Here is a 26,125-nt window from a genome sequence, read left to right as displayed (position 1 = left end):
TTCACTTTTGCCAAATTCTCCAAACATCTCTTCGGCGCTTTTGGCATTTCTTTGAGCCCAATTTGAAAAATCGGCTCGCTGGCCAAATTAGGCCAATGAAATTCAATTTTTACGTGCTGGCAGAATCCCGTAATCCACGTCCCGCTGGGCCCGAATTTGCCGGGTGCCTAAACAAAATTTCCTAGCTGTCGATAGGAGTCCCAGGAGAAGCAGCACATGCGGGACTGGAAAAAAATGTTGCAATACGCTCTATGGCCAATTTTGAGTCTGGCGTTTTATTTCGCGTTGAATGCCGAACGGAGCGTGGTAGGTCGGGACGGCCAAAAGCCCTTCAATTTCATGACCTTCCGGGCTATCGGCGATCGCGAATCACCGGCCATGACCCGCACGGGCCAGGCCCAGGATTTTGCCGATCGACTCGATGTTTCCGAGTCTCTGCTGATCGATTCGATTATCACCATCGTGCAGAACTATTATGTGGACGAGCCGCGGGTGGAGAACCGGCAGCTGATCGAATCCACCCTGCGTTCCCTGCATGAAAACGATGTCGCCGCTCTCAGTGCTTCCAGCGATCGTTCGCTGCGTCTGACCAAAGGTTCCGATTCCATCGCCTTCCGCTTCAGCATGCGCTATACGTATGATGACCTGATGCGGGATGCGCTGCGCACGAGTCAGTTTTTGGAACGGCATCGTTCCCGCGAGAAAGGCCGCAAATCGCCTTCCGGTGCCTTTCAATTCCTTTCCGCCATGCTCGCAAGTCTTGATCCGCACAGCAATCTCTTAACGCCGGATGAATACCGCGATCTGCGCCAGGGAACGGAAGGGTCCTTCGGTGGACTCGGTGTGGTGGTCGGCATTCAGGATGATGTTCTGACCGTGATCAAACCCCTGCCGAAGAGCCCTGCGGCCCGGGCGGGTGTTTCCAAGTTTGACCGCATCATGCAGATCGATGGCAAAAGCACCTTTGGAACCACGCTGGATGACCTCGTTCAATACATGCGCGGCGAACCAGGCACCAAGGTGAACCTTTTCGTGCTCCGCGAGGGCGATTTTGCTCCGCGCCGTCTGTCCTTAACCCGCGAGATCATTCAGGTGGATTCTGTGGAATCCAAACTCCTGCCCACCGACCAGGGCAAGATTCTCTACTCCTATATTGATAGCTTTTCCTCGCGCACGGCCGTCGAGCTGCGTGATGCCATGATCAAGGCGCAAAGGGATGCCGATCCCTTGGCTGGCGTAATCCTGGATATGCGCGGCAATCCTGGAGGACTGCTCGATCAGGCGGTGAAGGTTGCCGACCTTTTTATCGATGAAGGTCGCATCCTGTCCACTCAGGGTCGGACCCGTGAATATGAAATGGCACGCCACAACCTTTATCGCTTTGACTATCCGCTGGTGATACTGACCAACGGCGATACCGCATCGGCCAGCGAGATCGTGGCCGGAGCTTTGCGTGATCATGGGCGGGCTCTTGTGATCGGTGAGCCGAGCTTCGGCAAGGGATCGGTCCAGACCGTTTTTGAACTGCCGGGTGAGCAGGCGCTCAAGCTCACCATCGCCCGTTATTTCACACCCAAGGGCATTTCCATTCAAAACACCGGCATCATGCCTGATATCTGGCTCCAGCCCGTGCACAAGACCAAGGAAAACTGGAACCTGCTCGGCGACTATCGCTATAAGAGCGAGCGTTATCTCGATCACAGCCTTGATCCCGGTCGGGCGCGTGTGGCCAATCAGCATGAGGAGTTGAAGGCGTTTTACCTTCTGCCGGAAGTCAACCCGACCAACAGCAAGGTGCCGCCCAAGGATATCCCGCTCGATTTCGCCCAAAAGCTTTTGTCGGAACTCGCCAATCGCGACGGTGTGCCCATGCCCAAGGGACGAATGCGTTCCAGCTACTGGAAGGCGAGTGCCTCGCAGTTCCTGCGGGAAAATCTGGAACGACTCGACAGCAGCACTCAGCAGTGGCTGGAATCACGTTCCAATGTCGATTGGTCCGAAACGGCGAGGGAGCGCACAGCCTTTGATCCACGCCGTTTGAAATTTGCCATTGATCTGGATGAACGCTTTGAAATTCGGGAAGGTCAGCCGGCCCTTATTCCCTGGCGGGTCAAAAACGTGGGCAGGGAGGCCATCACACGCCTGTCCGTGTTTGTGACGAGCAATCGGAATAACCTGGGCACGTCTGAGGTTCTCATTGGCAAGGTGGAGCCGGGCCAGGAGCTGCGTGGTGTCATTCGTTATGAAATCAAAACCACTGCGAAGGATGGTCCTGTGCGTATCCGTGTGGGCCTCGCCCGCAGCGGCGGTCCTTTGCCCAGCCTCGAGCGGCCCATGATCGTCGAAATCAAGGAAGGGGAGGTGCCCCGTTTTGATATCGCCATGAAGCTGAGCCAGGAAACCGGCGGCCAGGCCATAGGTGTGCTGGAAGCGGGTGAGCAGGCACGCCTGGAAGTGACGATTCGCAACGATTCCCAGGTCACAGCCAGCATGGTCGAGGCTCGCGTGGCCAACCTTGCCGGCAAGCAGATCCGGGTGGATGAAAGAAAATTGAAAGTGGGTCAGGTGGAGCCAGGAGAGACACGTGTCATTCGCGTGCCGATTCATGCTTCCCTGGATCTGACGTCCGATCAATTGCAGGTCGGTGTTTCGGTGGTGAGTCGCGAGCAGATGGACGCGAGCAAGTCTCACTTCTTTATTAGTGGCAGCCCCGCGCCGCGGGTCTCCAAGTCGAACGTGAATACAGGAAGAAGTCCATGGACGGAAAATTGAACATTCTGCTGGTCATCGGCAAGAGTCAGAATCTGCGAGCCTTTGACCTCCTGGAGCCTCTGGCAGAAGTTCATAATATTCGTGCCGCCACCTTCCTTCATGCCCTGCGCAAGCCCATCTATACCTCAAAACTGGCCCTTCAAAGCTTTCTCGAGGATCAGCATCTTCCCGGTTATATGCTTGGGCTCGAGGATGAGCTGGCCCGGGCGGATCTGGTGATCGCCTCGGGATTTATCGATCAGTCCACGCAGCAGGCGCTGCGTTACTGCCATCAGCATCAGAAGGCGCTGCTGGTTTTTTCGAGCGATCCGATGGACCTGAAGTGGGCCATGGAGCATGATCAACCGGCGCTCGATGATCTTTTGAAGTTTGCCGCCGGCTTTCTTGTTTATGGCGAGGAGGCGGGCGAGTCGCTGCGTTTTGTGGGTGTTGAGAGTGAACGTATTCTTGAGCTCGCGCCACGCATTCACACGCGTCGCATGGATTTTCAGCCCCAGAATCGGGTGCGGTTCCGCTCGTATATCAAGATGCCGGATGAGATTTTTTTGGTGAGCTGCTGTGATCCGCTTGCGCATGACAGCGGGGCAAGGAATCTGCTGTTTGCCTTGAAGTATTTAACTGACCATAACCAGGACGTTGCCGGACAGATGCGGCTTCTCTTTACAGGGAGCGGCGAAAACAAGGAGGCGCTGAAATACCTGGCTGTGGATCTGGGGCTGGCGCGTCAGCTGCTCTTCATCTCCCAGGATATCAGTCCGTTCCAAAAGGATCTTTATAGCGCCTCGGATCTGGCGATTTCCTGGATTCATCAGTCGGATATGGAAAACGCCCATGCCTCCTTCTGGATTCTCGAAGCGATGGCCTGCGGCGCCCGGCCTTTGGTCAGTGCCCATCATCCTTTGGCGGAGGCTCTGGCTCCGGTTTTTACCGTCGAGCAGAACGATTATGTGACGCTGGCGCGGGAACTGCAGAAAGTCCATGAGGAACGCGATCTGCCGGCCTATGGCCGTCAGGCTCTGGTGGAACAGTGCCGTTATCAATTCGATGCCGCGGATACAGCGCCCCTGGTGGATGCCTTTATCGGCAGACTGGCCGCAAAAACCCCGCAGGGAACCTTTGGTGGCCTGAACCAGGACTTCTTTGTTCTGCTGGAACGCCTGAAGCGGGAAGCCAGCGACGTGCCGCTGGAGGAGCTTGTGCCGGTGATTGATGAGGGGCTGCAAACCTGGTCCTGGCATCCGGAATTCCGCTCGCAGCTGCAGCTTTTCAAAGGCCATCTTCTGCTTCGGAACAACGATCTCGATGGCGCCATGAACTGCTTTGAACTTTGCACCGCGGATGAATGCGTGCATCGGGAAGCCTATCTCGGACTGGCCCGCATTGCCTATCTCACCTATGCCACGGAAGAGGCGCTGTCCTTTTATCGGAAAGCCCTGGCGATCAAGCCCAACGATCCGGAATCCATGGCCGGTCTGGGTCAGGTCTACCGGAAATCGGGAATGCCGGACGACGCAGTCTACTGGCTCGGACGCAGTCTCAGTGTCGACATAGAAAATCAATCCACGCTCTATGCGTTGACGCAGGCCTGTCTGGAATGTGTGGACATGGATCGCGCCATCGACGTGCTGGAGCAGCTCATTGTCATAATGGGCGAAAAAGGACCGGTGGTGATGGCTTTGGGTCAGCTTTACTACAAGGTCGGGGAGTGTGAGAAGGGTCGGCTTCTGGTCGATCAGGCACTTCTGCTCAGCGATCAAAAGCCGTTCAAAACAGTGAAGGTCTCAAACGCTGGTTGAACCGAATCCACCCTGGCGTTGACCGCCGACGGAAAGATCCAGACGTCCCACCAGATTCAAAGCCATCTGAGCGATGCGATCGCCCTTTTGAATGACAAAGGGTTCGCGGCCAAGATTCAGCAGCAAAACTCCGATTTCCTCTCGATAATCCGCATCAATCGTGCCCACGCCGTTAGCGAGCGTGATGGAATGTTTGCGAGCCAGACCGGAACGCGCCCGAATCTGCAGCTCAGGAATAGAGCCCGCAGGAACCTTGGACCATTCCACTTCGGAGATCCAGACTCCGGTCGGGACACAGGCGACCGTCCCTGGTTCAATCACCAGACCTTCACGCGCCACCAGGTCGGCGGCAGCGCTGTGTTCGGTCATGTAACGCGGTGTGCAATCGTCATGAAAGCGAAACTGGAACATCAAACTTCACCCTTACACGGTGGGACGTTTGCCCAATGCATCCTTGCGACTCAGCTTGATCTTGCCCTGGCGATCGACGTCGATCACCTTCACAAGAACCTGCTCGCCTTCGTTCACGATATCGGTCACGCGATCAACCTTGCGGTTTTCCAGCTGCGAGATGTGCAGAAGACCTTCGAGACCTGGGCGCAACTCAACAAAGGCACCGAAGTCGACGACTTTCTTGATCGTACCGAGATAGATCGCGCCCACTTCCGGATCGGCCGTAATCGCCCGAATCGCTTGCTTGGCACGCTCTGCAGAAGCTCCATCGGGAGCCATGATGTTGACGATACCGTTGTCGCTGATATCGATCTTGACCTGCAGGTCCGCCACCAGTTTCTTGATGGTTTTGCCGCCGGGGCCGATGAGATCGCGGATCTTGTCTTCCTTGATCTTGATTTCGAAGATCTGCGGTGCGAACTGGCTCAGTTCAGCCGGTTCATTGATCGTCGCCACCAGTTTTTTCAGGATGAACTGACGACCTTCTTTCGCCTGGGCCAGAGCTTCGGCGAGGATCTTCTTGTTCAGACCCGAGATCTTGATATCCATCTGCAGCGCGGTGATACCTTCCTCGCCACCTGTGACTTTAAAGTCCATGTCGCCAAGGTGATCTTCGTCGCCGAGAATATCGGAAAGAACCGCGTATTTATCGCCTTCCATCACGAGGCCCATGGCAATACCCGCCACAGGTTGCTTGATGGGAACACCAGCGTCGAGCAGAGCCATGGTGCCCGCGCAAACAGTGGCCATGGAGGACGAACCGTTGGATTCCAGAACTTCGGAAACCAGACGGATGGTGTAATTAAACTTATTGGATTCGGGCAGAATGGCTTCCAGAGCTTTATAAGCCAAGGCACCATGACCAACTTCGCGGCGACCGGGGGCGCGCAAAGGCTTGGCTTCACCCACCGAGTAAGGCGGGAAGTTATAGTGCAGCATGAAGCTTTTCTTGAAGTTGGCTTGCAGAATGGAATCCATCCGCTGCTCATCATCAGCCGAGCCCAGCGTGACCGTCGCCAAAGCCTGGGTTTCACCGCGGGTGAAGAGAGCCGAACCGTGCGTTCTTTTCAGAAGCTTGGTTTCGCAGGTGATCTGGCGAATGTCGGTGAAGGAACGGCCATCGATCCGCTTGCGATCTTCCAAAATCATCTGCCGCATGGAAACGTAAATCAATTTCTCGTAGGCAGCGGCCAAAGCCTTGGCGCGTGCACTGTCGCCGTCAGGGTTGAGATCGGAAATGATCTTCTCTTTCAGCGCTCTCAGGCCTTTGACGCGGGCTTGTTTTTCACGAACCTGCAGAGCGTCGCGCGCGAGGCCTTCGAGATGCTGCACTTCGGAATAAACTGTATCGGCGAGCGAATGGCCGGTCAGAGTGCGTTTGGTCTTGCCGATTTCCTTCTGCACTTCCAACTGCATGTCGAAGAGCGGCTTCATGGCATCATGAGCGAACGTGATCGCTTCGATCATCTCGTCTTCGGACAGGAAATTGGCAGCGGCTTCCACCATCAAAACAGCGTCCGGGTTGGCGGCGATGTTCAGATCGAGGTCACCCTCTTCACCCAGAACAGGATCGATGACGAGTTGGCCGTCTTTTTTGCCAATGCGAATGGAAGCCACAGGACCATTAAAAGGAATATCGCTGATCATCAACGCTGTACTGGCACCGACCAACGCCAAAGGCGCAGGATGATGCAGAGGATCCACGGACATCACCGTGCAGACAACTTGAGTTTCGCAGAGATATTCTTCGGGAAAGCTGGGGCGGAGGGGGCGGTCGATCACGCGGGCTGTCAGGACTTCGGCTTCACTGGGCTTCGTTTCCCTTTTGACAAACCCGCCGGGAATTCGTCCGGCCGCATAAAACTTTTCAATATAGTCGACGCTTAGCGGGAAGAAGTCCTGTCCTTCCTTGGGAGTCTCTGAAGCGCATACGGTCACCAGGACCTGGGTGTCGCCACAGCTGACCATGACGGAGCCATTGGCTTGTTTCGCAAACTTTTGGAATTCGAAACATATGGTTTTGTCGCCGACTTTGGCTTCCTTAATTAGGGACATCTTAAACTAACTCCGAAAAAGATTGGCAGCCCGCCAAAATTAAAAACGTCTTTACACTTGCCAACAGTATCAAGTTACTGGCGAGAGATAAAGACGCTTTGTGATTTGATATGTATTATTTACGCAGGCCAAGTTCAGAAATGAGATTCTTGTAAGCGCTGGTATCTTTGTTCTTGAGATACGTGAGCAAACGTTTACGCTGACCAACAAGTTTCATCAAGCCCAGCCGGGAGTGATGATCCTTATCATGTACGCGGAAATGGTTATTAAGGACTTGCAGACGGCGGGTCAGCAAAGCGATTTGCACTTCTGGGGAAGCGGTATCGCCGGGTTTCTTGGCGAATTTTTGAACGATTTCAGAGGTTTCAGCTTTGCTCAAAGCCATGTCATATCCTTCCTAACTGAGAGCTTATACGCGGTAGATCAGCATAGCCCCGGTTTTCGGGCGATGTAAGCAGGCAAACTACCTATAATGTGCGCACATTGCAAGCTTCGTCTTATTAAGGGGGTCGGTTTTTCCAATTTCCTGACGATTGTAAGCGTATTTTTAATGATTTCTCACGAAATTCCGATACTATTTTAGGAATTGACAAAACTCCGTTGTTTTGTCATAAAACGCCACTGCTACACGGTAATGATGACTTCCTATTGATAAGCTGTTGTTCCCCGCTGCGCTGGTACCCTGACAAAATTTCTCGGTTTCGAGAAGGAGACGGTGATGACCTTTCCAGCCGGCTACAAAGTAGTCCACAAAACTCACGGGGTAGGCGAAATTCAAGGAGTCGAAAGTCTTTCCCTGGGTGGCCAATCGCAGGATTATTACATCTTGAAGATATTGGCTACGGGTATGATGGTACGATTTCCGAAGATCAATTCCGCCCATGTGATCCGCGAACTCGTGAGTGATGACGATATCGCCCGCATTTTCGCCATTCTCGGCCAACCGCCGAAGACGTATTCTGCTATCTGGAATCGCCGCAAGAAGGAATTTACCGACAAGATTCGTTCGGGTTCCCTCTTTGAAATTGCGGAAGTTCTGCGTGATCTCTCCGGCAAGGACCGTTTGCGCCAGCCTTCCTACGGGGAAAAGGAAATGATCGACCGCGCCAAGGCTCGGCTCGTCAGTGAAATCTCCGCCGCCAAGAGTCGCGTTCCGGATGATGTCGAGCACGAACTCGACGAGGCCCTGGAATCGAAATCCCGAGCAAGTTCTTGATACCTAGCCACCAACCGTAGTATTCCAAAAGCATGTCCGGAATGCTCGATCAGGTTGGGCCTTAAATTATGCAGATCATCAATGTGATGGCTTCCAGTCTCGACGGCCGTATCGGCCTTCACGATCGTGAGGGTGATGCGGAACGTCAGTCCGTGGGTCTTTCCGGTAACGCGGATCAGAAGCATCTGCGGGCGCAGATCGAAGCCGCTGACGCCATCATCGTCGGAGCAACCAGCATCCGGGCCAATGGTGAATGTCTCGATCATCCGGGACACCTGGGCCAGCCACCGGCCTGGTATATTTTCGCCCGGCATCCCTTGCCACTCGATATCGGCTTTTGGCAGCAGACGCATATCCCCCGTTTTTTGATTTCACCCACCGCTTTGCCTCTGGTTCCAGGCAGCGGCGTGCAGAATTTGATTTACGGCGCAGCGGATCCTGCTGTGTTTTTGCACCAGCACCTTTCCGCACAAAAATACGGGCAATGTCTCCTCTTTGGTGGCGGTATTATCAACAATTGGTTTTATCATCAAAATCTCGTGGATGAACTGCGCCTGACCCTGGCTCCGATTTTTATCGGGCAATCCGCAGCCCCTTTCCTTGTTGCGCCCGAGCTTCCACACAGGGTCAATTTTTCCCTGCTTGCTTCCCACAGCGAAGAAAGTTTTGTATTCTTAAGGTATAAAGTCACCTCATCCTGACTAAATTTTCGTTCTGTTGCGTCATGAAGGAGTCCTAATGGGCCTCAGGATTCGCACCAACGTCCAATCTCTGACTGCGCAAAGACATATGGGGCTTTCCAATCAAAAGGTGAGCAGCCATATGGAAAAACTCTCGTCAGGTTATCGCATCAACAAGGCTGCCGATGATGCTGCGGGTCTTGCGATTTCGGATGGTTTGAATGCGGACATTCGATCCCTGGCTCAGGCACGGCGCAACGCAAATGATGCCGTCTCGATGCTGCAGGTGGCGGAAGGCAGCCTGGAGGAAGTGACCGGTATCGTCACGCGTCTCAAGGAACTGTCCGTGCAGGCCGCCTCGGATACTGTCGGTGGCCAGGAGCGTGAATACCTGAACCGCGAATTCATGCAGCTGAAAGACGAGGTGGATCGTATCGTTCTTTCCACCGAATTCAACGGCACAAGGCTTTTGATCGGCAATGGCGATGTGGATCCCGCGCTGCTCGAAAGCCAAAACCAGTTTCCTTTGGAAATGCAGATTGGCAAGGACTACCTCACGCCACCTGACTCCCTGGAGAGCCGCAATCCTGTCAACATCATCCGCCTTGACTTCAGCAAAATGAACGCCGCCACCGAAGGGGAAAACTCCCTCGATCTCGGGAGCGCGGCCAATGAAGCCGGAACGCGGATTGATACGAAAGTTGATGCGCAACATTCAATGGCCAGGGTTGATGCGGCCCTCAACAAGGTCGCCGATTATCGTGCCACGATCGGTGCGGCTCAAAACCGCCTGGGATCGACGGAAAGAAACCTCGGTGTCGCCATCGAAAACCTGTCGGCTGCAAGGTCCCGAATCCGCGATGCGGACTTCGCCTATGAAACCGCGGAATTCACCCAGGGGAATATCCTGCTCCAGGCTGGTTCCTCGGTGCTTGCCCAGGCCAACAAACTGCCTCAGGTGGCCCTCGGTCTTCTGCAGAGCATGGGTTAATTCAACCTCCGGGTGGCTCTCATGGCCTGCCCGGGTCTCCCTTTTCTTGCGTCCTTCCCGGCCCCTGGTGTATAGGGCCAGTCAGGGAGGAAGCACCTATGGTCAAACCACGCCTCTATATCACAGCTGCCGATCTCATCAGCCCTGCCGGCTGGGGTCCTCACGTTCATTTGGACGGACTCCTCAGCGATCGCTGCTTTCTGCAAAATGAAGGCGGCTTCGTGCAGGGTCGGCTGCCGGCCAAGGTGCGCGAAGTCCTGGAGCAATCGGCTGCGGAAAAGACCCTGAAACATCAGGATCCCCTCACGCGTCTGGCCGTACTCCTGGTGCGTTCCCTTGCGGAAAAGAGTCGTGTGGCACCGGAGTTTGGTGTGATCTTCGGCTCCTCGCGTGGGCCCACCCACCTTCTCGAATCCAGTATCATCGACCATCATCAGGGCAAACGACTGCCGCCGCTGACCAGCCCAACCTCGACCGCCAGTTCCCTGCCCGCGGCTGTGGCGCGCGAGCTGGGTTTGGAAGGTCCCTCGCTCTCTGTGTCAGCAGCCTGTTCCACGGGACTTCATGCTGTGATTCAGGCGGCAGGTTCGGTTCAAATGGGATTGGCCAAGGGCATGGTCGCCGGTGGGGCCGAATATTCGAATACGCCCTACGTTCTGGAAATGTTGCAAGCCGCCAAGGTTTATGCCGACGCGGAGGGCTGCGAATACCCCTGCCGGCCGGGTGCGGAGGATCGCAGCGGAATGGTCCTGAGTGAAGGGGCTGCCGCTCTGGTGATCGATTCGGATCCGTGGTTTCCGCCTCTCGGTGAACTCGTCGGCTGGGGCGCGGCCACGGAAAAATCCACGCTCACCGGAATTTCCGCGGATGGTGCGGTGCTGGTCAAGGCGATGCAGAACGCCATGGATGTGGCCGGATTAAAGCCGGAGGACGTTGATCTCGTCGTCGGGCATGGCGCCGGCACCAAAAAAGGCGATGCGTCCGAACTTGCGGCCTACCGGCAGATGTTTTCCCATGATGTGCCCATCGTTTTTCATAAGTGGATGTTCGGACATATGCTCGGGGCCTCTGCCTGCGCGAGCCTGATTCTCGGCATGCATCATCTGATTCAGGGTCTTGTTCCTCCGCATCCCTATCGCGGTTTCGGCGAGCCCGAACGCAACGAACGCCGTTTGCCTCAGCAGCGTCATCTGCTCGTCACAGCCCTCGGTTTTGGCGGCAATGCTGCGGCCGTTATCGTCAAAAATCCTGCACTGAGTCAGGTTTAAGACGGCAAGGCTCTGACGCTGGGAAGTCAGGGCCTTGACAGCCGGCAAATTCAGCCCTGTGGAAGCGCTGACACAACGTTTGGTGCTTTTGACGAAGAACGGCTGAATTCCAAATTCTTCCTGTCACCCAGCGAAATCCTTAACTTCTGCGTCATTCCTGGTCCGGTTATTGCTTTTCACTCCCTGAGTGCAAAGTGCGAGGTGGACCGTTATGCTGAAGAACATTTACACGCCATTGGCCGGAGCGATCTCGCAGGAGCGTGCCCTCGAAATGATCGCCAACAACCTGGCGAACGTGAACACGGTTGGCTTTAAAGGTGACAACGTTACCTTTACACTCCAGGAACCGGAGCCCTTCAAAAACTATCCCAGTCCTTTGCCACCAGCCAATTTCAAACAGGATCTTGGTGATATTTTTCCCCTGCGCGGCAACGATATGTCGTATGTGGGCGTGGCTGCGATGCATAAGGATATGACCCAGGGTCCGGCGATCAACACCCAAAACCCCTATGATCTGATGATCGAAGGGCAGGGCTTTCTCACCGCGCAAACTTCGGAAGGTCCGCGCTACACCCGCGCCGGAAACCTGACCGTTTCCCAGGATGGTGTGCTCGTGACCAAACAGGGTGATCCTGTGCTGGGGGAAAAGGGCCTGATCTATATCCGCGGCACTCAGTTCGAAGTGAACAACCGCGGGGAGATTTTTCAGGACGGACAGATGCTCGACCGTCTGAAGCTCGTGAACTTTTCCAACCCGACGGACAACCTCGAACGCGTCGGGAACAACTACTACCACTATGCAGGCCGCGCTGAGGACATCCAGCCGGCCGGCTCGGCCAGTATCCGTCAGGGTTTTTTGGAAGGTTCGAATGTGAACGCCATCAAGAACCTGACCGGCATGATCATCGCGCACCGTTCCTATGAAGCCTATCAGAAGGCGGTGTCGAACTATGATCAGATCATGGAAAAATCATCCAACGCCATTGGCGACGTTAGAGCCTGATCCAGGCAAGGAGTATGAATCATGATGCGTTCCCTTTTCACAGCCGCCACGGGTATGGAATCCCAGCAGGTAACCATCGATACCATTTCCAACAACCTGGCCAACGTCAACACCACGGCGTTCAAACGTTCGCGTGCGAACTTTCATGATCTTCTGTATCAAACATTGAAAGCTCCCGGCCAGAACTCAACCGCGGGCACGGTGGTTCCTACGGGTATTCAAATCGGTGCCGGTTCCCGCATTTCGTCGGTGGAAAAAATGTTCAATGAAGGCGCCATCCGCGTCACGAACAAGACCACCGACCTTATGATCGAAGGGCAGGGTTTTTTCCGCGTGCAGAAGGATGATGGCACGGTCGCCTTCACCCGTGACGGCAGTTTCAAGATCGATAACACCGGCCGCCTTGTGACCTCGGAAGGTTTCCCACTGATTCCCGAGATCGTGGTTCCCGAAAACGTGACGAGCGACAAACTCCACGTGGGCCTCGATGGAACGGTGACTGTTCGCGTCGGCAACGAGTCACAGGATATTGGCCAGATCGTGCTGGCGAACTTTGTCAACCCAACCGGTCTCGAATCGCTGGGGCGCAATCTTTACGCCAACACCCCGGCCAGCGGCGAACCCCTGCAGGGTCAACCGAATACCCAGGGCTTTGGCCGCATCGGTCAGGGGGAACTCGAAGCCTCGAACGTGAACATCGTCGAGGAAATGGTCAACATGATCTCCGGTCAGCGCGCCTATGAAATCAATTCCAAGGTGATTCAGACCGGTGATCAGATGCTGCAGCAAACCAATAACATTCGCTGATACTGGATCGTCATGAGAGTGAGTCTTGCCATTTTACTTCTGACCTTCGCCTCAGCTGTCTGGGGCGCCGAACCCGTTGCGGTTTCGCAGCTTTATGGTCAGGAGTCCGCCGCGCCGCAGCCGACGCTGCCGCTCACCCTCGAAAGCACCCTGATCATGCGCGAGCAGACCGAAATCAGGCGTGCCCGTATCTATATGCAGGACATCGCCAGCTGCCAGGGCTCTGTGCTTCTGTGCCGCGATATCCTCGCCATCGATCTCGGCCCCAGTCCCAAGGCCGGTCACGAGAAATCCCTGACCGAAGCCGACCTGCGGAAAGCCCTCGATTTGGAGCTGCCGCAGCAAAAGGTGCTGATTCAGGCGCCATCCCGCATGCGTCTGATCGCGACCGCCCTGCCGGTGGACGCGGCGCGCATTCGCCAGCTGGTAGAGGCCCGGCTGCCCGAACTCGACGGTCCCTATCGCTTTACGCTGAACACCGTGCGCGTTCCTGTGGGCCTTCGTTTGCGGCACGGCAACTATCGTATCGAATTTCCCAGCTGGGAGCAGGATTTCAGTTTTATTCGGCAGAATCCACGCCGTTCCCTCGTGAATCTGATGGTCCGACTCATCGATCAGGAAGCGGGCAGCAGCGAACACTATGATCTGACGGTCCAGGTGGTTTTGCGCGCGGAAGTGAAGGCCGCTGTGGTCGTCCAGGCCATGGAACGCGGTCAATTATTGAATCCTGAGGCGGTGGACTTTCAGTGGGTGCCCTATCAGGAGAATGTGGTGCGTGACGCCAGCGCGCTCGAGAAACAGATTCTCCGCCTCACGGCGCGTCCCGGCCAGGTTCTGCGTAATTATGATTTGGTGCGCGATCCCGATGTGAAACGCGGCGAGCGTGTGGAAGCTTATGTTGTTTCAAACGGTGTCAAAATGAATAGCGCTGCCCAGGCGATGGAATCCGCCGCGATCGGACAGCGCATTCGCGTGAAGCTCGCTACGACTAAACGTCAGGTCATGGCCACTGTCACAGGCCCTTCAAAGGTCGAGGTACACATGCCATGAGAAGTTTGTGTATGATATTTCTTACAAGTTTATTGGGTGCCTGCCAGACAGGTGTGTTCCCGATCTCGCAAAGGGAGTATCTCAGTGAGAAGGAAGGAAAATCTCCCCATCTGGGTCATCGACGACCTGTTGAAGAGAAATCAGAATCAAGCCCAGAAATCTACATTAAAAGAGAAAGCCTTGCAGTTGTTCCTAAAGAGACCCAAAACTTCACAGGTTCTCTCTTATCACTGAATCGAGCTGAAAATTCTCTATTCATGGAGCCGCCGCGTGGCGCTGTCGGCGAGACTTTGGATGTTATTGTCAAAGTCAATCGCAGTGAAGGTGCGGCCACGCCCGCGCCTGCTGCACCTGCGGCCGGTGCGCCTGCCGGTGCTGCCGCCAAAGGTCCCCAGGATGAGTTGATCGCAGCCCTGCCGAAACTGGAACCCGACGATAAAACGCCGAAGGTTCCCTCGGTCATCAAGATGCGTGTTCTGCGCAAACTTGAAAATGGTGATGTCATTGTCGAAGCGACGCGTGCCAGTACGAACGAGTGGGATGCCAATTCCATTCGAGCGGTTTCCCGTATTCCGCGCGCCCGTCTCGCCACCAATCAACCGCTCACCACTTTGGATCTGGTGGATGTGGATTGGTATGAGCAGCAGGGTGCGAACACGATTGAACGCGAGTCGTCGGGCTGGGAGGACGAGTACACGCTGCGCTGGGCCGGCTTCGAAGAGGCGCGCTCCAAAACAGCCATCGAGCTTGAAAACAAGCGCAAGGATCTGCAGAAGGTCAAGGATCGCCTGCAGGATCGTATTGTCAACATGAGCAAGGAACGCGGACAGATTGCTCAGGAGCGCGAGCGTGTTCGGAAATTGCGTGAGGAAGCCGAACAGAAACTGAATGAACTCAATCGCAAGGTTTCAGAACAAAACGGTCTGATCGAGCAGCAGAAGGACACCATCCTCAAACAGCAGGCGCTCCTGAATGAAGTTGCCGGCAATCCGGAGAAGGCCAAACCGGGCAACACCACGCCGCCAGCGGAGGGTGACCAATGAAGAAAATGTTGCTGTTTCTGCAGCTTGTGATGCTCGCTGTCACCATGCCCGTAGCCATGGGTCAGGCGGTTCGTATCAAGGATCTCGCCAATCTTCGTGGGGATCGGACCAACAGTTTGATCGGCTTTGGCCTTGTGGTGGGTTTGAATCAAACCGGCGATTCGCCGGAATCTCTCACCACCAACAAGGCGATGGTGACACTTTTGAGTCGCCTCGGCATGACGCCGGATAATCCCCAAGTGGCCACGCAATCCGCGGCCGCGGTCATCGTCACGGCTGAGTTGCCTGCCTTTGCCAACATCGGTGATCGCATCGACGTCCGCTTGTCCACGGTTGCGGACGCCACGAGCCTCGCCGGTGGCACACTGCTCATGACCCATTTGCGAGCCGGTGATGGCGAAGTTTACGTCGTCGCGGAAGGGGCGATCGTGGTGGGCCAGGCGAGCGGCGAAGGTGCCAGAATTTTGACAGTGGCGCGCATTGCGGACGGTGGTACGATCGAGAAGGAATTCGCCCCGGCGTTGGTGAAGAACAATGCGATTGATCTGAATTTGCGCCAGCCTGATTTTACGACCAGTGCTCGGGTGAGCCACACGATCAATCAACACTTCCGCATGTTCATCGCCAAATCCGTGAATGCCGCGCACGTCACGGTCCAGGTGCCGGACGAATATCAAACGAAACTCACCTCATTCATCGCCGAGATCGAAGGCTTGACGGTGGAACCGGATCAGAAAGCGATCGTCATCGTCAACGAACGCACGGGAACGGTGGTCATGGGGGGGGATGTTAAAATCAGTGATGTTGTGGTATCCCATAATGGGCTGAGCATTGAAGTGGGGTCCGGGAAAAACGCCAAGAAGGAAAGCGTGGTTCCTGTTCAAGGCACAACCATCGCGGATTTGGTGAAGAGTTTGAACCAGATGGGTGTGAAGCCGGAGGATCTGGTGAGCATCCTGCAGTCGCTGCATGCGTCGGGCGCACTGAAAGCGGACATCAAACTGCTGTGAGGCAACGATGACGGCTATCGACAAGGCTGCCAGTTATGCGATGGAATCGGCTAATTTCGATCGATTTTCCCAGGTTAACCAGAAAAGCCCGGAAAACATCGAAGCCATCAAAAAATTAGCGGATGAGTTTGAAGGTATTTTTCTCGAAATCGTGTTAAAATCGATGCGGGAGACGGTCGACAAATCGCAGTTTATCGATGGCGGAAACGGCGAGCAGATCTTTCAATCGATGCTCGACTCAGAATATGCCAAGAATCTTGCGAGTCAAAGGACCACGGGGCTTGCGGCTTCCATTGAACAGCATCTCTTGGGGATGATGGGAGAAACCAAAGTCTCGGATGTCATGCAGAAAGCTGCAGGCATGGCCCAGTATCATAAGGCCAAGTAACGGGGAGGGAGTTTTATGGACAGTACAAAAGTCGGCCCAGGGATCGCTTCCGGTTTGACGAACAATGCTCCCGTACAGAAGTCCAAAGGGGTTCAGAAGGACCTCGATAAACTGGTCCAGAACAAGGAAGGCCAGGGCACGGCCGACTTCAATGTGAACGTTTCCGCCAAGGCCAAGGAAATGGCCGAAGCGCGGAAAAAAGCCATGGATATTGCCCGCAATACCTCGGATATTCGCGAAGACAAAGTCGCTGATCTTAAGGCCCGCATCGCCTCGGGTGAATATAAAGTGGATGCCGGCAATATCGCTGACGGCATGATGCGCGAAGCCATTCGCGATGAGCTTGCCAAAAATCCCCCGGAATTGTGAAATTTAATCGGAATGACGCCATAGGCTTGGCATGAGCGCCGGGCTACTTCGGTCAGAGTTCGCCGTTCATGGAGGATGTCCGGAACGCGGATGAATTGAGGGTGACATGACCCCGGACATTCTCGTCAAAAAAATGGAAGCGCTGGGGCGACTCTGCCTGCAGCTGCAGTCAGTTCTTTCCGCCTTTGATACCGTCCTCGATCGGGAAAACAGCGCGATCGCCCGTTCGGATATCCATGAGCTTGAAGCCATCACCCAGGAAAAGCTGGCCTTCGGCGCAGGCGTCGAAGACAAGGCCCAGAAGATTCGCAGGGCGATCGAGGACCTGGCCAGCCATCTGCAGCTTGAGCCTCAGAGCGAGCCCTTGCAGCTGGAAGCGATGCTCGATCAGCTGCAGAAAAATCTGCCCGGAGAACTGGATGAACCCCTCAGTAAGCTAGGGCATCAGATCAAGGCCCTGGCTGCCGAGCGACAGCACATCTTTCCCAAAATTGAATCCAATGCCTATCTGGTGAAGAAACTTCTGCAGTATCACCGTGAAACCTATGTGTTCTGGCAGGCTGTGGCCAGCGAATCGGAAGCCGTTTACGGCAAATCCGGCAAGGCCGTGACCGCTCCGAAAAAGTCCATCCTCACCGTAAGGACCTGACCATGGGCGGACTCTTTCACACTCTGAACCTGGGAGCGGAATCGCTCTATGCCAGCCGCCAGGGTGTGGACACGGCCGGTCATAACATTGCCAATGCACAGACGGAAGGTTTCTCGCGGCAAAGGGTGAACCTGGAGCAAAGGCAACCTTCGGAAACGCGCGGGGTTATGATCGGGAACGGGGTGTTTGTGAAAAACATCACCCGCGCCCATGATATGTATTTGGAAAAGCAGATCAACGACACCAACCAGAACCTTGGCCAGAGCCAGGCGCGCTTTGAGGCCATGAAACCGCTCGAAGGCATTTATAGCCCTGAGTTGAATAATACTCTGTCCAGTGAAATGGATCGTTTTTTCAACTCGCTCCAGGATCTCAGCAACTTCCCGGAAGAAATGACCGTCCGCACCTCGGTCCGCGAGACCGCTCAAAACCTCGTGAACTCCTTCCGTCGCATTGATTCCAGTTTGAAAATGCAACGCGATGATGTCAACCTAAGGATAGGCGGTGAAGTCGGCGAGGTTTCCACCATGCTCCAGGAAATCGCCAGACTCAACATCGCCATCAAGACTGCGGAAACGATCAACACTCCCGAAGTTCCCGATCTTATGGATCAGCAGGATCGCATGCTGCGGGATCTGACCAAGCGCATCGACATCAACTACTATCGCGGGGAGCACGGCATGGTCGTGGTCCGCGGACCCCAGGAAACCCTGCTCGTGGATCGCGGTCATCCGGCCCGTTTTGAAGTCGTCACCCGCGGAGATGGAACCAATCTTTATGATGTGGTCGTCATCGATGGATCCTCCCATCAGCCGACGGTCATCACGGAAGTCAATAAAAGAGGGCGTCTCGCCGGCCTCGTTCAGGTCCGCGATCATGTGATTCCTGATATGCTGGAACACAACAACGAAATGGCCCGTACCCTGGTCGATCACATGAATGCCATCCATCAGCAGGGTTTTGGTATCAAAGATTTTAAGGAAACAACCGGACGTAATTTCTTTGACTTGGGCGGCGATCGCAGGAATGCTGCCGCAAACATCCGTTTGGATGGTATGATCGAAGAGAGCACTGATGCGATTTCCGTTGCCTCCTCACCCAATGCGCCGGGTGATAACGTGATGGTCAACCACATGCTCCGCCTGAAGGAAAAAAAGCTGATGGGCGACGGCCGTTCCACGATGCAGGACTATTACGCAAGTTATGTCGGTGGTTTCGGTCTGGATCTGGTCCGCTCCGAGCAGATACAAAAGGCGGATGAAACGCTGACCCTGAATCTGAATTCACGCCGCGAAGCGATTTCCGGCGTGTCGATGGACGAGGAAGCCACCAACCTCCTCAAGTGGCAGGCAAACTTCACCGCCTCGTCCAAGGTGATTACCACGATTGATGAAATGCTGGATACCGTCTTGCAAATGAAACGCTAGGGTATAAACCATGCGTATTTCGGATCGACAGCGCTATGAGTTGGCCAACGCTCGCGTGGGAGTCGCGAAGAGCGATAATGCGTCCATGCTCGAACAGCTGTCGACGCAAAAACGGATCAACCGCGTTTCTGACGATCCGATCGGCATGGGCCAGGCGCTCAAGCGTAAGTCGCAGATCTCCAACTACGATCAGTTCATCAAAAATATCGAGTTCTCCAAAGGCTTTTTGGAACGCACCGAGGCGGCCCTGCAGGGCATTACGGAAAACCTGATGCGCGCCAAGGAACTGTCCGTCTCGCTCGCCAACGCCACCTATGGTCCGGCGAGTCGCGAGGCAGGGGCTTTGGAGGTTCGGGAAATGATCGAAGGGGTGGTTTCGCTGGCCAACTCCGCCTATGGCAACCGCTATCTTTTTGGGGGCTTCCGCACCCAGACTCCTCCCGTCACTCGCGAGGGCGGTTTCACGGGGGATGACGGGGCCATCTTTCTGCAGGTCGATGATGGGACCTTCCGGCAAATCAACCTCCAGGCCCGCAATCTGTTCGAGCCCAGTGCGGATGAACGTGAGGATGGCCACTTCGGAATGGTGCATACCCTTCAGATCCTGACCGATGCCCTGCAGACCAATGATATTCAGGGTATCCAGAAGGCGATGGCGGAGCTGGATTTTCAATTGGATAAGACGACGAGCTATCAGGCGACGCTCGGCGCCGTTTACAATGCAATCGACGAAACATCCCGGAAACTGGAGCTGAACCGCGAGCTGACGCAGGCTGACCTTTCACGCATCGAGGATGCCGACACCTACAGGGTGACCTCGGATTTTAAGAAAACAGAGAACGTGCTTCAAAGCACGCTCATGGCTTCGAATAAACTTTTGCAACCGTCATTGATGAATTTCTTGCAGTAAGTTCAGTCAAGGTATCGCGCCTCATGCCAGGGAGGGTTTAAAGGTGCTTGTTCTAACGCGAAAGGTCGGTGAGGGAATCTCGATCGGCGACGACATCAAGATTGTGGTCATGCAGATCAAAGGCAAACAGGTTCGTCTTGGCATCAAGGCCAGCCCCAGCACAGTGGTCCACCGCGAGGAAGTTTATCAGAGGATCCAGGATGAAAACCGCCAGGCCTCGACCACGGACGTCGAAAGTGTGGAGCAGGCTGCCGAAATGTTTGGGGAAACTGATGTACAGAACACGGCTTCGCCCCTCAAGAAAGTGACCCGCGTCGCCCGGAAGACCGATCCCAAAAAGTCCTAGGACTGAATCCTTGTTGACCCAGAAAACTTACGCTACACTAAAAGAACGACCCCTACGTGCGACGGCTACCAACCGAGGAGAAGAGCCTTGATCAAGGTTAAGACCACCAGGTTCGGTGATATAGAGATCGATGAGAAGGACGTGATCACCCTTCCCGCCGGCATCATCGGCTTCCCCGAATTGAAACAGTATGTGCTCCTGGATCACGATCAGGACTCGCCCTTCAAATGGTTGCAAGCGCTTGAAGACGGGTCAATCGCCTTTGTGCTGATCAACCCTATGCTCTTCAAGCCGGACTATCTGGTCGAGGTGAATGAGGCGGAAGTTGGGGATCTGGAGATCGAAGCCGAAGAGGACGCCGTGGTTTCGGTGATCATCACCATGCCGAGCGATCCGCAGAAGATGACGGCCAACCTCAAGGCTCCCGTGATTTTCAACCTGAAAAATCGCAAGGGTCGGCAGGTGATCCTCAACAATTCTGACTATACGACCCGTCACAATATTATGGAAGAGATGCGCAAGCACGCGGCCAACGCCGAGCAGCAGTCTCTCCAGAACGTGATCGACCAGGCCCGCGAACAAAAAGTCGAGCCTCAGGTCGGCAAAGTCGAAAAGAAATAAGTCTCAATTCAGGGGGGAGCTTTCCCCCTGACTGCCGCCTCCCTCATGACTCTCCCAACTTCGATATAGCCTGAGGATATGCTGAAACACAGCCTGTGGCCTTGTGCTATGCAGCCGGTGCTTGTCGATGCGGCTGATCGGGAAGGGTCCCCGCAGGCTGGATGTGACAAAGCCTTCATCAAAGCGTGGCAGCTCGTCAAGCGTGAGGCTGCGTTCGGTGACGGGAATCTGGCTCCGCTCGAGCAGCTCCATGACCCGCGCCCGGGTGATGCCGGGCAGAATGCCAGCGGTCAAAGGCGGTGTTGCAATCTCGACAAGGTCGCCGTCCCGACTGATCAGGAAAACATTGGCGGTGCCCGCCTCAGTGAATTCCGCATCCGCATTCATCCAAAGCACATCATCATAGCCCTCGGCCTGGATCTCGTCCTGAGCTGCCGCTGTATGGAGATAGGAAGGCGCCTTCAGCTGTTCCCCGCGTGGGTTCAAAGGATGCTTTTTGGATTTCAGCTGCAGCCCCTTTTCATACTGGGCCTGGGTAGGCAATGAAGACGGGAGACAGTAAATATACCGGTTCGGCTGCAGGCCGGCTTCCATCTTCAGGGTCGGGCTCGTGCCGCGGCTGATCATAATCCGCAGCGCACTGTGGGGAAATTTGGTCAAACTGAGCAGATGGTCACACTCGAAGCGCAGCTCCTGATCGGTCCACGGCATGGGAATCCGGCTTTTCGCAGCCGCCCGCCGCAAACGGGCCACATGGGCCGCAAAATCAATCAAGAGGTCGGCGCGCCCGGCGATCATTTCATGGATGGCATCACCGAACAGAAAACCCCGATCCTGAGCGGGGATAAGAGCCTCTGAAACGGCAGAGATGTGCCCATTCACCGAAACAAGTCCAGCCATACTTTATCCTTGCGGTTTTTGGGCTCTGGTGCTAGCTAAAGCAGGCCCCTGTCACTAAAGCCCTCCAGCATAGACTTGCCAAAAGGAGTCAGCAGAACATGGAAGTCATAACTTCCCAAAATCGGAAAGTCCATCTCATTTCACTAGGCTGCGCGCGCAACCGGGTCGATTCAGAAGTGATGTTGGGTTCCATGCTGGCCGACCAATGGTCGGTGACCGATGATGCCGAGGAAGCGGACACCATTATCGTCAATACCTGTGGTTTTATCGAAGCGGCGAAAGAGGAGAGTGTGCAAACCATTCTCGAAGCGGCTGAGATCAAAAAGACCAAACCCGATATGAAACTTGTGGTCGCAGGCTGTCTGACCCAGCGCTATAAAAAGCAGCTGGTCGAAGGGCTGCCTGAGGTTGACCTCTTCGTTGGCACGGATGAATTTCCGCAGATCTCCAACTTTCTTTCTGAGAATCTGCCGCAAGGAACGGTGAAGGCGAAGCGCACGCATTACCTTTACGATGGTTCCCTGCCCAAGAAAAACACCCTGTCCTCGTCTGCCGCTTATGTGAAAGTCGCTGAAGGCTGTCAGCACAACTGTGCCTTCTGCATTATCCCAGCCATTCGCGGCAAGCTGCGTTCCCGCCCCATTCCGAATGTGGTGCAGGAAGTGAAAAACCTCGCCACGCAAGGGGTGAAGGAGATCAATCTGATCGCCCAGGATCTGGCCGCTTATGGTCGCGACTGGGGTGAGTCCGATCTTCTGTCGCTGTTGCGTCAGCTGGTGGACATCGAAGGCATCGAGTGGATCCGTCTGCTCTATGTTTATCCGGAAAATATCAGTGAAGAATTCATCGAATTCTTCGCGGCGCATCCGAAAATCTGCAAGTATCTGGACATTCCTGTTCAGCATGCGAGCGATGAGATCTTGCAAAAGATGAATCGCGGCGTCACGCGCGATGAGCTGCGCTTGGCCTTTACCCGACTGCGGGAACGCGTGCCGGGGATCGCGATCCGCACCTCGGTCATGGTCGGTTTCCCGGGTGAAACGGAGGAGCAGTTCCTGGAGCTGAAGGACTTCGTCGAGGAAATGCGTTTTGAACACCTGGGTTGCTTCATTTACTCGCAGGAGGAAGGCACGGTCGCCGGCCGCATGCCGAATCAGGTTCCCGAGGAAGTCAAAGCCCGTCGTCAGGCGGAGATCATGGAACTTCAGAAGGAGCTTTCGCGGGAGAATATGCAGAAATTTGTCGGGCAGACCCTTCCTGTTCTGGTCAAAGGCCTGTCCGAGGAATCCGATCTGCTCGCCGAAGGCCGTCTGTCGATTCAGGCCCCTGAGGTGGATGGCGTTGTGTATATCAACGAAGGTGAATTCAAACCCGGCACGATCCAAATGGTCCGAATTACGGAAGCCCATGACTACGATCTGGTCGGAAAAATTGTGGATTGAGGGAAAAAGAAGCGCATGAAAAGTTCAGCATCTGAGCCGAATTTTATGTTTTCGGAGGCCGAAGCGAAGACAAAGAGTCCACTCGCGGCCGCGTTTTTGGACGAACGCAGCCGCTTGAATGGAATTGTTGACGAAGCGGACAACAAGCTGCTGAAGCGCATCTATAATGTTGACCACAATGCTTATTTGGAAGGCGCTCTGCCGGCCAGGACCAAGGAACTCATGGGTCTCGTGGCTTCGGCCACGCTGCGCTGTGATGATTGCATCAGCTATCACGTGATTCAGGCCTGGCGTCTCGGCTGCACACGGCAGGAGCAGGAGGAATCCATTAACGTTGCCACCGTGGTCAGTGGTACCATTGTGATTCCCCATCTGCGTCGCGCCTATGCACTTCTGCAGGAACTTTATAGCTGATTAGAAGCGCAGAACCGTCCATTCCGCTTGCAGACCACTCAGACGTGGAGTCTTCTGTTCCTGAGCCCAAAGGCTTGGGGAGATGGGCTGACTGTTCCGGGCCTCGCTGAAGACAGGCGAGAAAATTACATAGGACCCGATCAGACTGCCGCTGATGAAACCCACGGAGGCGCCGATGGCCACGAAGCGCAAATTCTGGTCCGGCTTGGCCTGGAAGCTCAAAAGTGCAGCGCCAAATGCGGCACCGAACGCGGTTCCGTAACCGGCGGTGACAAAGAGGTCATGGAATCGTTCTTCGGTGGAAACCATTTGAGCATGCGCTGGAGACGAAGCGGTGCTCCACGCTAGAACCGCTAAAGCGGTGAAGGGCACGATGCTTTTCATGGGGCTCTCATCGCTGAATGGAGGTTGTCTGAGCTGGGTATCATTTGCCTTGATTGTATCAAAGCTGGCGCTTTCTGCCTATCCAGGGTGAGCCAGGGCTTGGGCGGACGGCATTTGCAATTGACAAATGAGCAGGAATGGAATATCCAACATTATAAGGAAAAGGCATCTGTTTTCAAAATCGTTTAACCTGCCAATTTCCGTCTTTTTTTTTCTTCTCAAAAAAATGACTTATGCTGAATAAGTTTTCGATATCGCCTGGAGCTTTTCTCACGGCTTTTTTATCCAACCCATAGTTCAAGTTTCACTACCCACCTTTTTTTAGAGAGCTTATCCAATGACAGAAAGGGAAAAATCGGCAGCGGCGGCAGCTACGAAGAAACGTGCGACAGCTGCAAAAGTCGAAAAGAGCGAACCCGAACAAGCTCTGCCCGAGACTCAACCTGCATCGATCACTCCAAGCAGTTCGTCCAATGGTTCCGCTGTGAGCCAAGGACAGGTTGACATCAACCTCAAGGAGCTGAAAGAACGCAGGATTTCCGATCTGAATAAACTCGCACGTGAACTGGGCGTTGAAGGCTCCAGCAGCATGCGCAAACAGGACCTTATCTTCGCTTTGCTGCAGGCTCAGTCCGAGCGCGGTGGTGTGATTTATGGGGAAGGCGTCCTCGAAACCCTGCCAGATGGCTTCGGTTTCCTCCGCGCACCTGACTACAACTATCTGCCGGGTCCTGACGATATTTATGTATCGCCCTCGCAGATTCGCCGCTTCAACCTGAGAACCGGTGATACGGTTTCGGGTCAGATCCGTCCGCCCAAGGACAGCGAGCGTTACTTTGCTCTCTTGAAAGTGGAAGCCGTCAACGGCGCCGCTCCGGATCCAGGTTTTGACAAAATTCTTTTTGACAACCTGACCCCGCTCTATCCGATGGAAAAATTCAAGATGGAAGTGGGCGGTTCGAACTATTCGACCCGTATCATCGACATCATGTGTCCCATCGGCAAAGGCCAGCGCGCTCTGATCGTGGCGCCGCCCCGGACCGGTAAGACTGTTTTGCTGCAGAATATTGCTCACTCGATTGAGAAGAATCATCCGGAAGCCATCCTGATCGTCCTTCTGATCGACGAACGTCCCGAAGAGGTGACGGATATGGAGCGCTCGGTGAAAGGTGAGGTCATTTCCTCGACCTTCGACGAGCCCGCCCAACGCCACGTCCAAGTGGCCGAGATGGTCATCGAGAAGGCCAAACGTCTGGTGGAACACAAACATGACGTCGTGATCCTGCTCGATTCGATCACCCGTCTGGCCCGAGCCTATAACTCCGTTGTACCTCCCTCTGGAAAGATTCTTTCAGGTGGTGTAGATTCCAACGCGCTGCACAAACCAAAAAGATTTTTTGGCGCAGCCAGGAATATCGAGGACGGCGGTTCCTTGACCATTATCGCGACAGCCCTGGTCGATACCGGCTCGCGGATGGACGAGGTGATCTTCGAAGAATTCAAAGGTACGGGTAACATGGAACTCGTTTTGGACCGCAAGCTGGCGGAAAAACGCGTGTTCCCTGCGATGGACATCAACAAGTCCGGAACTCGTAAGGAAGAGCTGCTCCTGCCGAAGGACGTGCTCAACCGGATGTGGATTCTGCGGAAATTGCTGCAGCCTCTGAACACGGTGGATGCGATGGAATTCCTTCTGAACAAGATGGAAAAGACCAACACCAACCAGGATTTCCTGGAGTCCATGAACGGTTAAATGAAACCCAGCCCATGGGATGCCCGATTGGCGAGGCATCTAGGGCTGGCTTGATGCGCGGAAGGAAATCAGAATGAAAAAAGAGATTCACCCCAACTACCAACTTGCCAAAGTGACTTGCGCTTGCGGCAACACTTTTGACACCCGTTCGGTGAAAAAAGAAATCCATGTTGAGATCTGCAGCAGCTGCCACCCTTTCTTCACCGGCAAGCAGAAGCTGATGGATACCGCCGGCCGCATCGAGAAATTCAAGAAGAAATACGCTCGCAGCTAGTCTCTGCGTCGCGTTTTGGCAGCCCAAAGCCTCTCCAGGGAGACCCTCGTTGGTCGGAGAGGGTTTGGGCTTCGCTTTTTGAACCGACGGCACGCAGGAGGCTC

At 54.8% G+C, this 26,125-nt stretch carries 27 protein-coding genes; 22 read left to right on the top strand and 5 right to left on the bottom strand.

Annotated elements, in window-relative coordinates; translation table 11 throughout:
- The first annotated feature begins 216 nt into the window (after positions 1-216).
- Together OLTU_RS29300 and OLTU_RS29295 are read left to right on the top strand one after the other, a co-directional pair.
- Positions 217-2,772, top strand: coding sequence for a S41 family peptidase (locus OLTU_RS29300; RefSeq protein WP_141736274.1), 2,556 nt, complete (start codon positions 217-219; stop codon positions 2,770-2,772).
- Complete coding sequence (locus OLTU_RS29295) at positions 2,757-4,568, top strand: glycosyltransferase (RefSeq protein WP_141736273.1); 1,812 nt, start codon at positions 2,757-2,759, stop codon at positions 4,566-4,568. Before OLTU_RS29300 ends, OLTU_RS29295 begins: the two co-directional genes overlap by 16 nt.
- Here OLTU_RS29295 and dut read toward each other — a convergent pair.
- The 3 genes from dut to rpsO all read right to left on the bottom strand — a co-directional run bounded on the left by dut (position 4,554) and on the right by rpsO (position 7,461).
- Complete coding sequence (dut, locus tag OLTU_RS29290) at positions 4,554-4,979, bottom strand: dUTP diphosphatase (RefSeq protein WP_141736272.1); 426 nt, start codon at positions 4,977-4,979, stop codon at positions 4,554-4,556. The two genes, OLTU_RS29295 and dut, sit on opposite strands and share 15 nt — an antisense overlap.
- A gap of 12 nt (positions 4,980-4,991) precedes the next feature.
- Positions 4,992-7,067: a polyribonucleotide nucleotidyltransferase gene (pnp, locus tag OLTU_RS29285; RefSeq protein ID WP_439956700.1), complete on the bottom strand. Its 2,076-nt coding sequence runs from the start codon at positions 7,065-7,067 to the stop codon at positions 4,992-4,994.
- 124 nt (positions 7,068-7,191) lie between these two features.
- A complete protein-coding gene (gene rpsO / locus OLTU_RS29280) occupies positions 7,192-7,461 on the bottom strand; it encodes a 30S ribosomal protein S15 (protein ID WP_141736270.1) in 270 nt (89 codons plus the stop codon).
- Between the two features lie 333 nt (positions 7,462-7,794).
- On the opposite strand from rpsO, the gene OLTU_RS29275 reads away from it, so the two are divergent.
- The 16 genes from OLTU_RS29275 (at position 7,795) to fliW (ending at position 20,854) form a co-directional block, all read left to right on the top strand.
- Positions 7,795-8,292: a CarD family transcriptional regulator gene (locus OLTU_RS29275; RefSeq protein WP_141736269.1), complete on the top strand. Its 498-nt coding sequence runs from the start codon at positions 7,795-7,797 to the stop codon at positions 8,290-8,292.
- A gap of 68 nt (positions 8,293-8,360) precedes the next feature.
- Positions 8,361-8,993, top strand: a complete 633-nt coding sequence (locus OLTU_RS29270; RefSeq protein ID WP_141736268.1) for a RibD family protein — start codon at positions 8,361-8,363, stop codon at positions 8,991-8,993.
- Between the two features lie 37 nt (positions 8,994-9,030).
- The gene (locus tag OLTU_RS29265) at positions 9,031-9,963 is read left to right on the top strand and encodes a flagellin N-terminal helical domain-containing protein (RefSeq protein ID WP_141736267.1); all 933 of its coding nucleotides are present in this window, start codon (positions 9,031-9,033) and stop codon (positions 9,961-9,963) included.
- Between the two features lie 98 nt (positions 9,964-10,061).
- Positions 10,062-11,231 (top strand): beta-ketoacyl synthase N-terminal-like domain-containing protein, encoded by a 1,170-nt coding sequence (locus OLTU_RS29260; RefSeq protein WP_141736266.1) that lies wholly within the window; start codon positions 10,062-10,064, stop codon positions 11,229-11,231.
- Positions 11,232-11,442: 211 nt separating this feature from the next.
- A complete protein-coding gene (locus tag OLTU_RS29255; RefSeq protein WP_141736265.1) occupies positions 11,443-12,234 on the top strand; it encodes a flagellar hook-basal body protein in 792 nt (263 codons plus the stop codon).
- 21 nt (positions 12,235-12,255) lie between these two features.
- Entirely contained in the window at positions 12,256-13,041 is a 786-nt protein-coding gene (flgG, locus tag OLTU_RS29250) for a flagellar basal-body rod protein FlgG (RefSeq protein ID WP_141736264.1), read from the top strand.
- A 12-nt stretch (positions 13,042-13,053) separates the two neighbouring features.
- Positions 13,054-14,091 carry a flagellar basal body P-ring formation chaperone FlgA gene (flgA, locus tag OLTU_RS29245; RefSeq protein ID WP_141736263.1) on the top strand — a complete coding sequence of 346 codons (1,038 nt, stop codon included), beginning with the start codon at positions 13,054-13,056 and terminating at the stop codon, positions 14,089-14,091.
- A 257-nt stretch (positions 14,092-14,348) separates the two neighbouring features.
- The gene (locus OLTU_RS29240; RefSeq protein WP_141736262.1) at positions 14,349-15,134 is read left to right on the top strand and encodes a hypothetical protein; all 786 of its coding nucleotides are present in this window, start codon (positions 14,349-14,351) and stop codon (positions 15,132-15,134) included.
- Positions 15,131-16,144 carry a flagellar basal body P-ring protein FlgI gene (locus OLTU_RS29235; protein ID WP_141736261.1) on the top strand — a complete coding sequence of 338 codons (1,014 nt, stop codon included), beginning with the start codon at positions 15,131-15,133 and terminating at the stop codon, positions 16,142-16,144. The genes OLTU_RS29240 and OLTU_RS29235 overlap by 4 nt, the downstream gene beginning before the upstream one ends.
- A 7-nt stretch (positions 16,145-16,151) precedes the next feature.
- On the top strand, positions 16,152-16,532 hold the full coding sequence (locus tag OLTU_RS29230; protein WP_141736260.1) for a rod-binding protein: 381 nt from the start codon (positions 16,152-16,154) through the stop codon (positions 16,530-16,532).
- A 15-nt stretch (positions 16,533-16,547) separates the two neighbouring features.
- Positions 16,548-16,901, top strand: coding sequence for a flagellar biosynthesis anti-sigma factor FlgM (flgM, locus tag OLTU_RS29225; RefSeq protein ID WP_141736259.1), 354 nt, complete (start codon positions 16,548-16,550; stop codon positions 16,899-16,901).
- Positions 16,902-17,007: 106 nt separating this feature from the next.
- The gene (gene flgN, locus OLTU_RS29220) at positions 17,008-17,550 is read left to right on the top strand and encodes a flagellar export chaperone FlgN (RefSeq protein ID WP_141736258.1); all 543 of its coding nucleotides are present in this window, start codon (positions 17,008-17,010) and stop codon (positions 17,548-17,550) included.
- A gap of 2 nt (positions 17,551-17,552) precedes the next feature.
- Complete coding sequence (flgK, locus tag OLTU_RS29215) at positions 17,553-18,977, top strand: flagellar hook-associated protein FlgK (RefSeq protein WP_141736257.1); 1,425 nt, start codon at positions 17,553-17,555, stop codon at positions 18,975-18,977.
- Positions 18,978-18,987: 10 nt separating this feature from the next.
- Positions 18,988-19,887, top strand: a complete 900-nt coding sequence (flgL, locus tag OLTU_RS29210) for a flagellar hook-associated protein FlgL (RefSeq protein ID WP_141736256.1) — start codon at positions 18,988-18,990, stop codon at positions 19,885-19,887.
- A 43-nt stretch (positions 19,888-19,930) separates the two neighbouring features.
- Positions 19,931-20,233 carry a carbon storage regulator CsrA gene (csrA, locus tag OLTU_RS33010; protein ID WP_141736255.1) on the top strand — a complete coding sequence of 101 codons (303 nt, stop codon included), beginning with the start codon at positions 19,931-19,933 and terminating at the stop codon, positions 20,231-20,233.
- An 87-nt stretch (positions 20,234-20,320) separates the two neighbouring features.
- On the top strand, positions 20,321-20,854 hold the full coding sequence (gene fliW, locus OLTU_RS29200) for a flagellar assembly protein FliW (protein ID WP_218110347.1): 534 nt from the start codon (positions 20,321-20,323) through the stop codon (positions 20,852-20,854).
- 3 nt (positions 20,855-20,857) lie between these two features.
- Here the strand turns inward: fliW and OLTU_RS29195 are convergent, their stop codons facing one another.
- Complete coding sequence (locus tag OLTU_RS29195) at positions 20,858-21,754, bottom strand: aminotransferase class IV (protein WP_141736254.1); 897 nt, start codon at positions 21,752-21,754, stop codon at positions 20,858-20,860.
- Between the two features lie 98 nt (positions 21,755-21,852).
- Here OLTU_RS29195 and rimO point away from each other — a divergent pair, with 98 nt between their 5' ends.
- Positions 21,853-23,196 carry a 30S ribosomal protein S12 methylthiotransferase RimO gene (gene rimO / locus OLTU_RS29190; protein WP_141736253.1) on the top strand — a complete coding sequence of 448 codons (1,344 nt, stop codon included), beginning with the start codon at positions 21,853-21,855 and terminating at the stop codon, positions 23,194-23,196.
- 45 nt (positions 23,197-23,241) lie between these two features.
- Positions 23,242-23,610, top strand: a complete 369-nt coding sequence (locus OLTU_RS29185) for a carboxymuconolactone decarboxylase family protein (protein ID WP_176737155.1) — start codon at positions 23,242-23,244, stop codon at positions 23,608-23,610.
- On the opposite strand, the gene OLTU_RS29180 is transcribed toward OLTU_RS29185, so the two are convergent.
- Entirely contained in the window at positions 23,611-23,994 is a 384-nt protein-coding gene (locus OLTU_RS29180; RefSeq protein WP_141736251.1) for a hypothetical protein, read from the bottom strand.
- 505 nt (positions 23,995-24,499) lie between these two features.
- Between OLTU_RS29180 and rho the strand changes: the two genes are divergently transcribed.
- On the top strand, positions 24,500-25,747 hold the full coding sequence (gene rho / locus OLTU_RS29175; protein ID WP_141736896.1) for a transcription termination factor Rho: 1,248 nt from the start codon (positions 24,500-24,502) through the stop codon (positions 25,745-25,747).
- Positions 25,748-25,820: 73 nt separating this feature from the next.
- Positions 25,821-26,021 (top strand): 50S ribosomal protein L31, encoded by a 201-nt coding sequence (gene rpmE / locus OLTU_RS29170; RefSeq protein ID WP_141736250.1) that lies wholly within the window; start codon positions 25,821-25,823, stop codon positions 26,019-26,021.
- Positions 26,022-26,125 lie beyond the last annotated feature (104 nt).

Origin of the sequence: Oligoflexus tunisiensis, from assembly GCF_001748245.1 — a bacterium.
In the GTDB taxonomy this organism is placed as follows: Bacteria; Bdellovibrionota_B; Oligoflexia; order Oligoflexales; family Oligoflexaceae; genus Oligoflexus; species Oligoflexus tunisiensis.
This window is presented reverse-complemented; position numbering and strand designations above follow the sequence as displayed.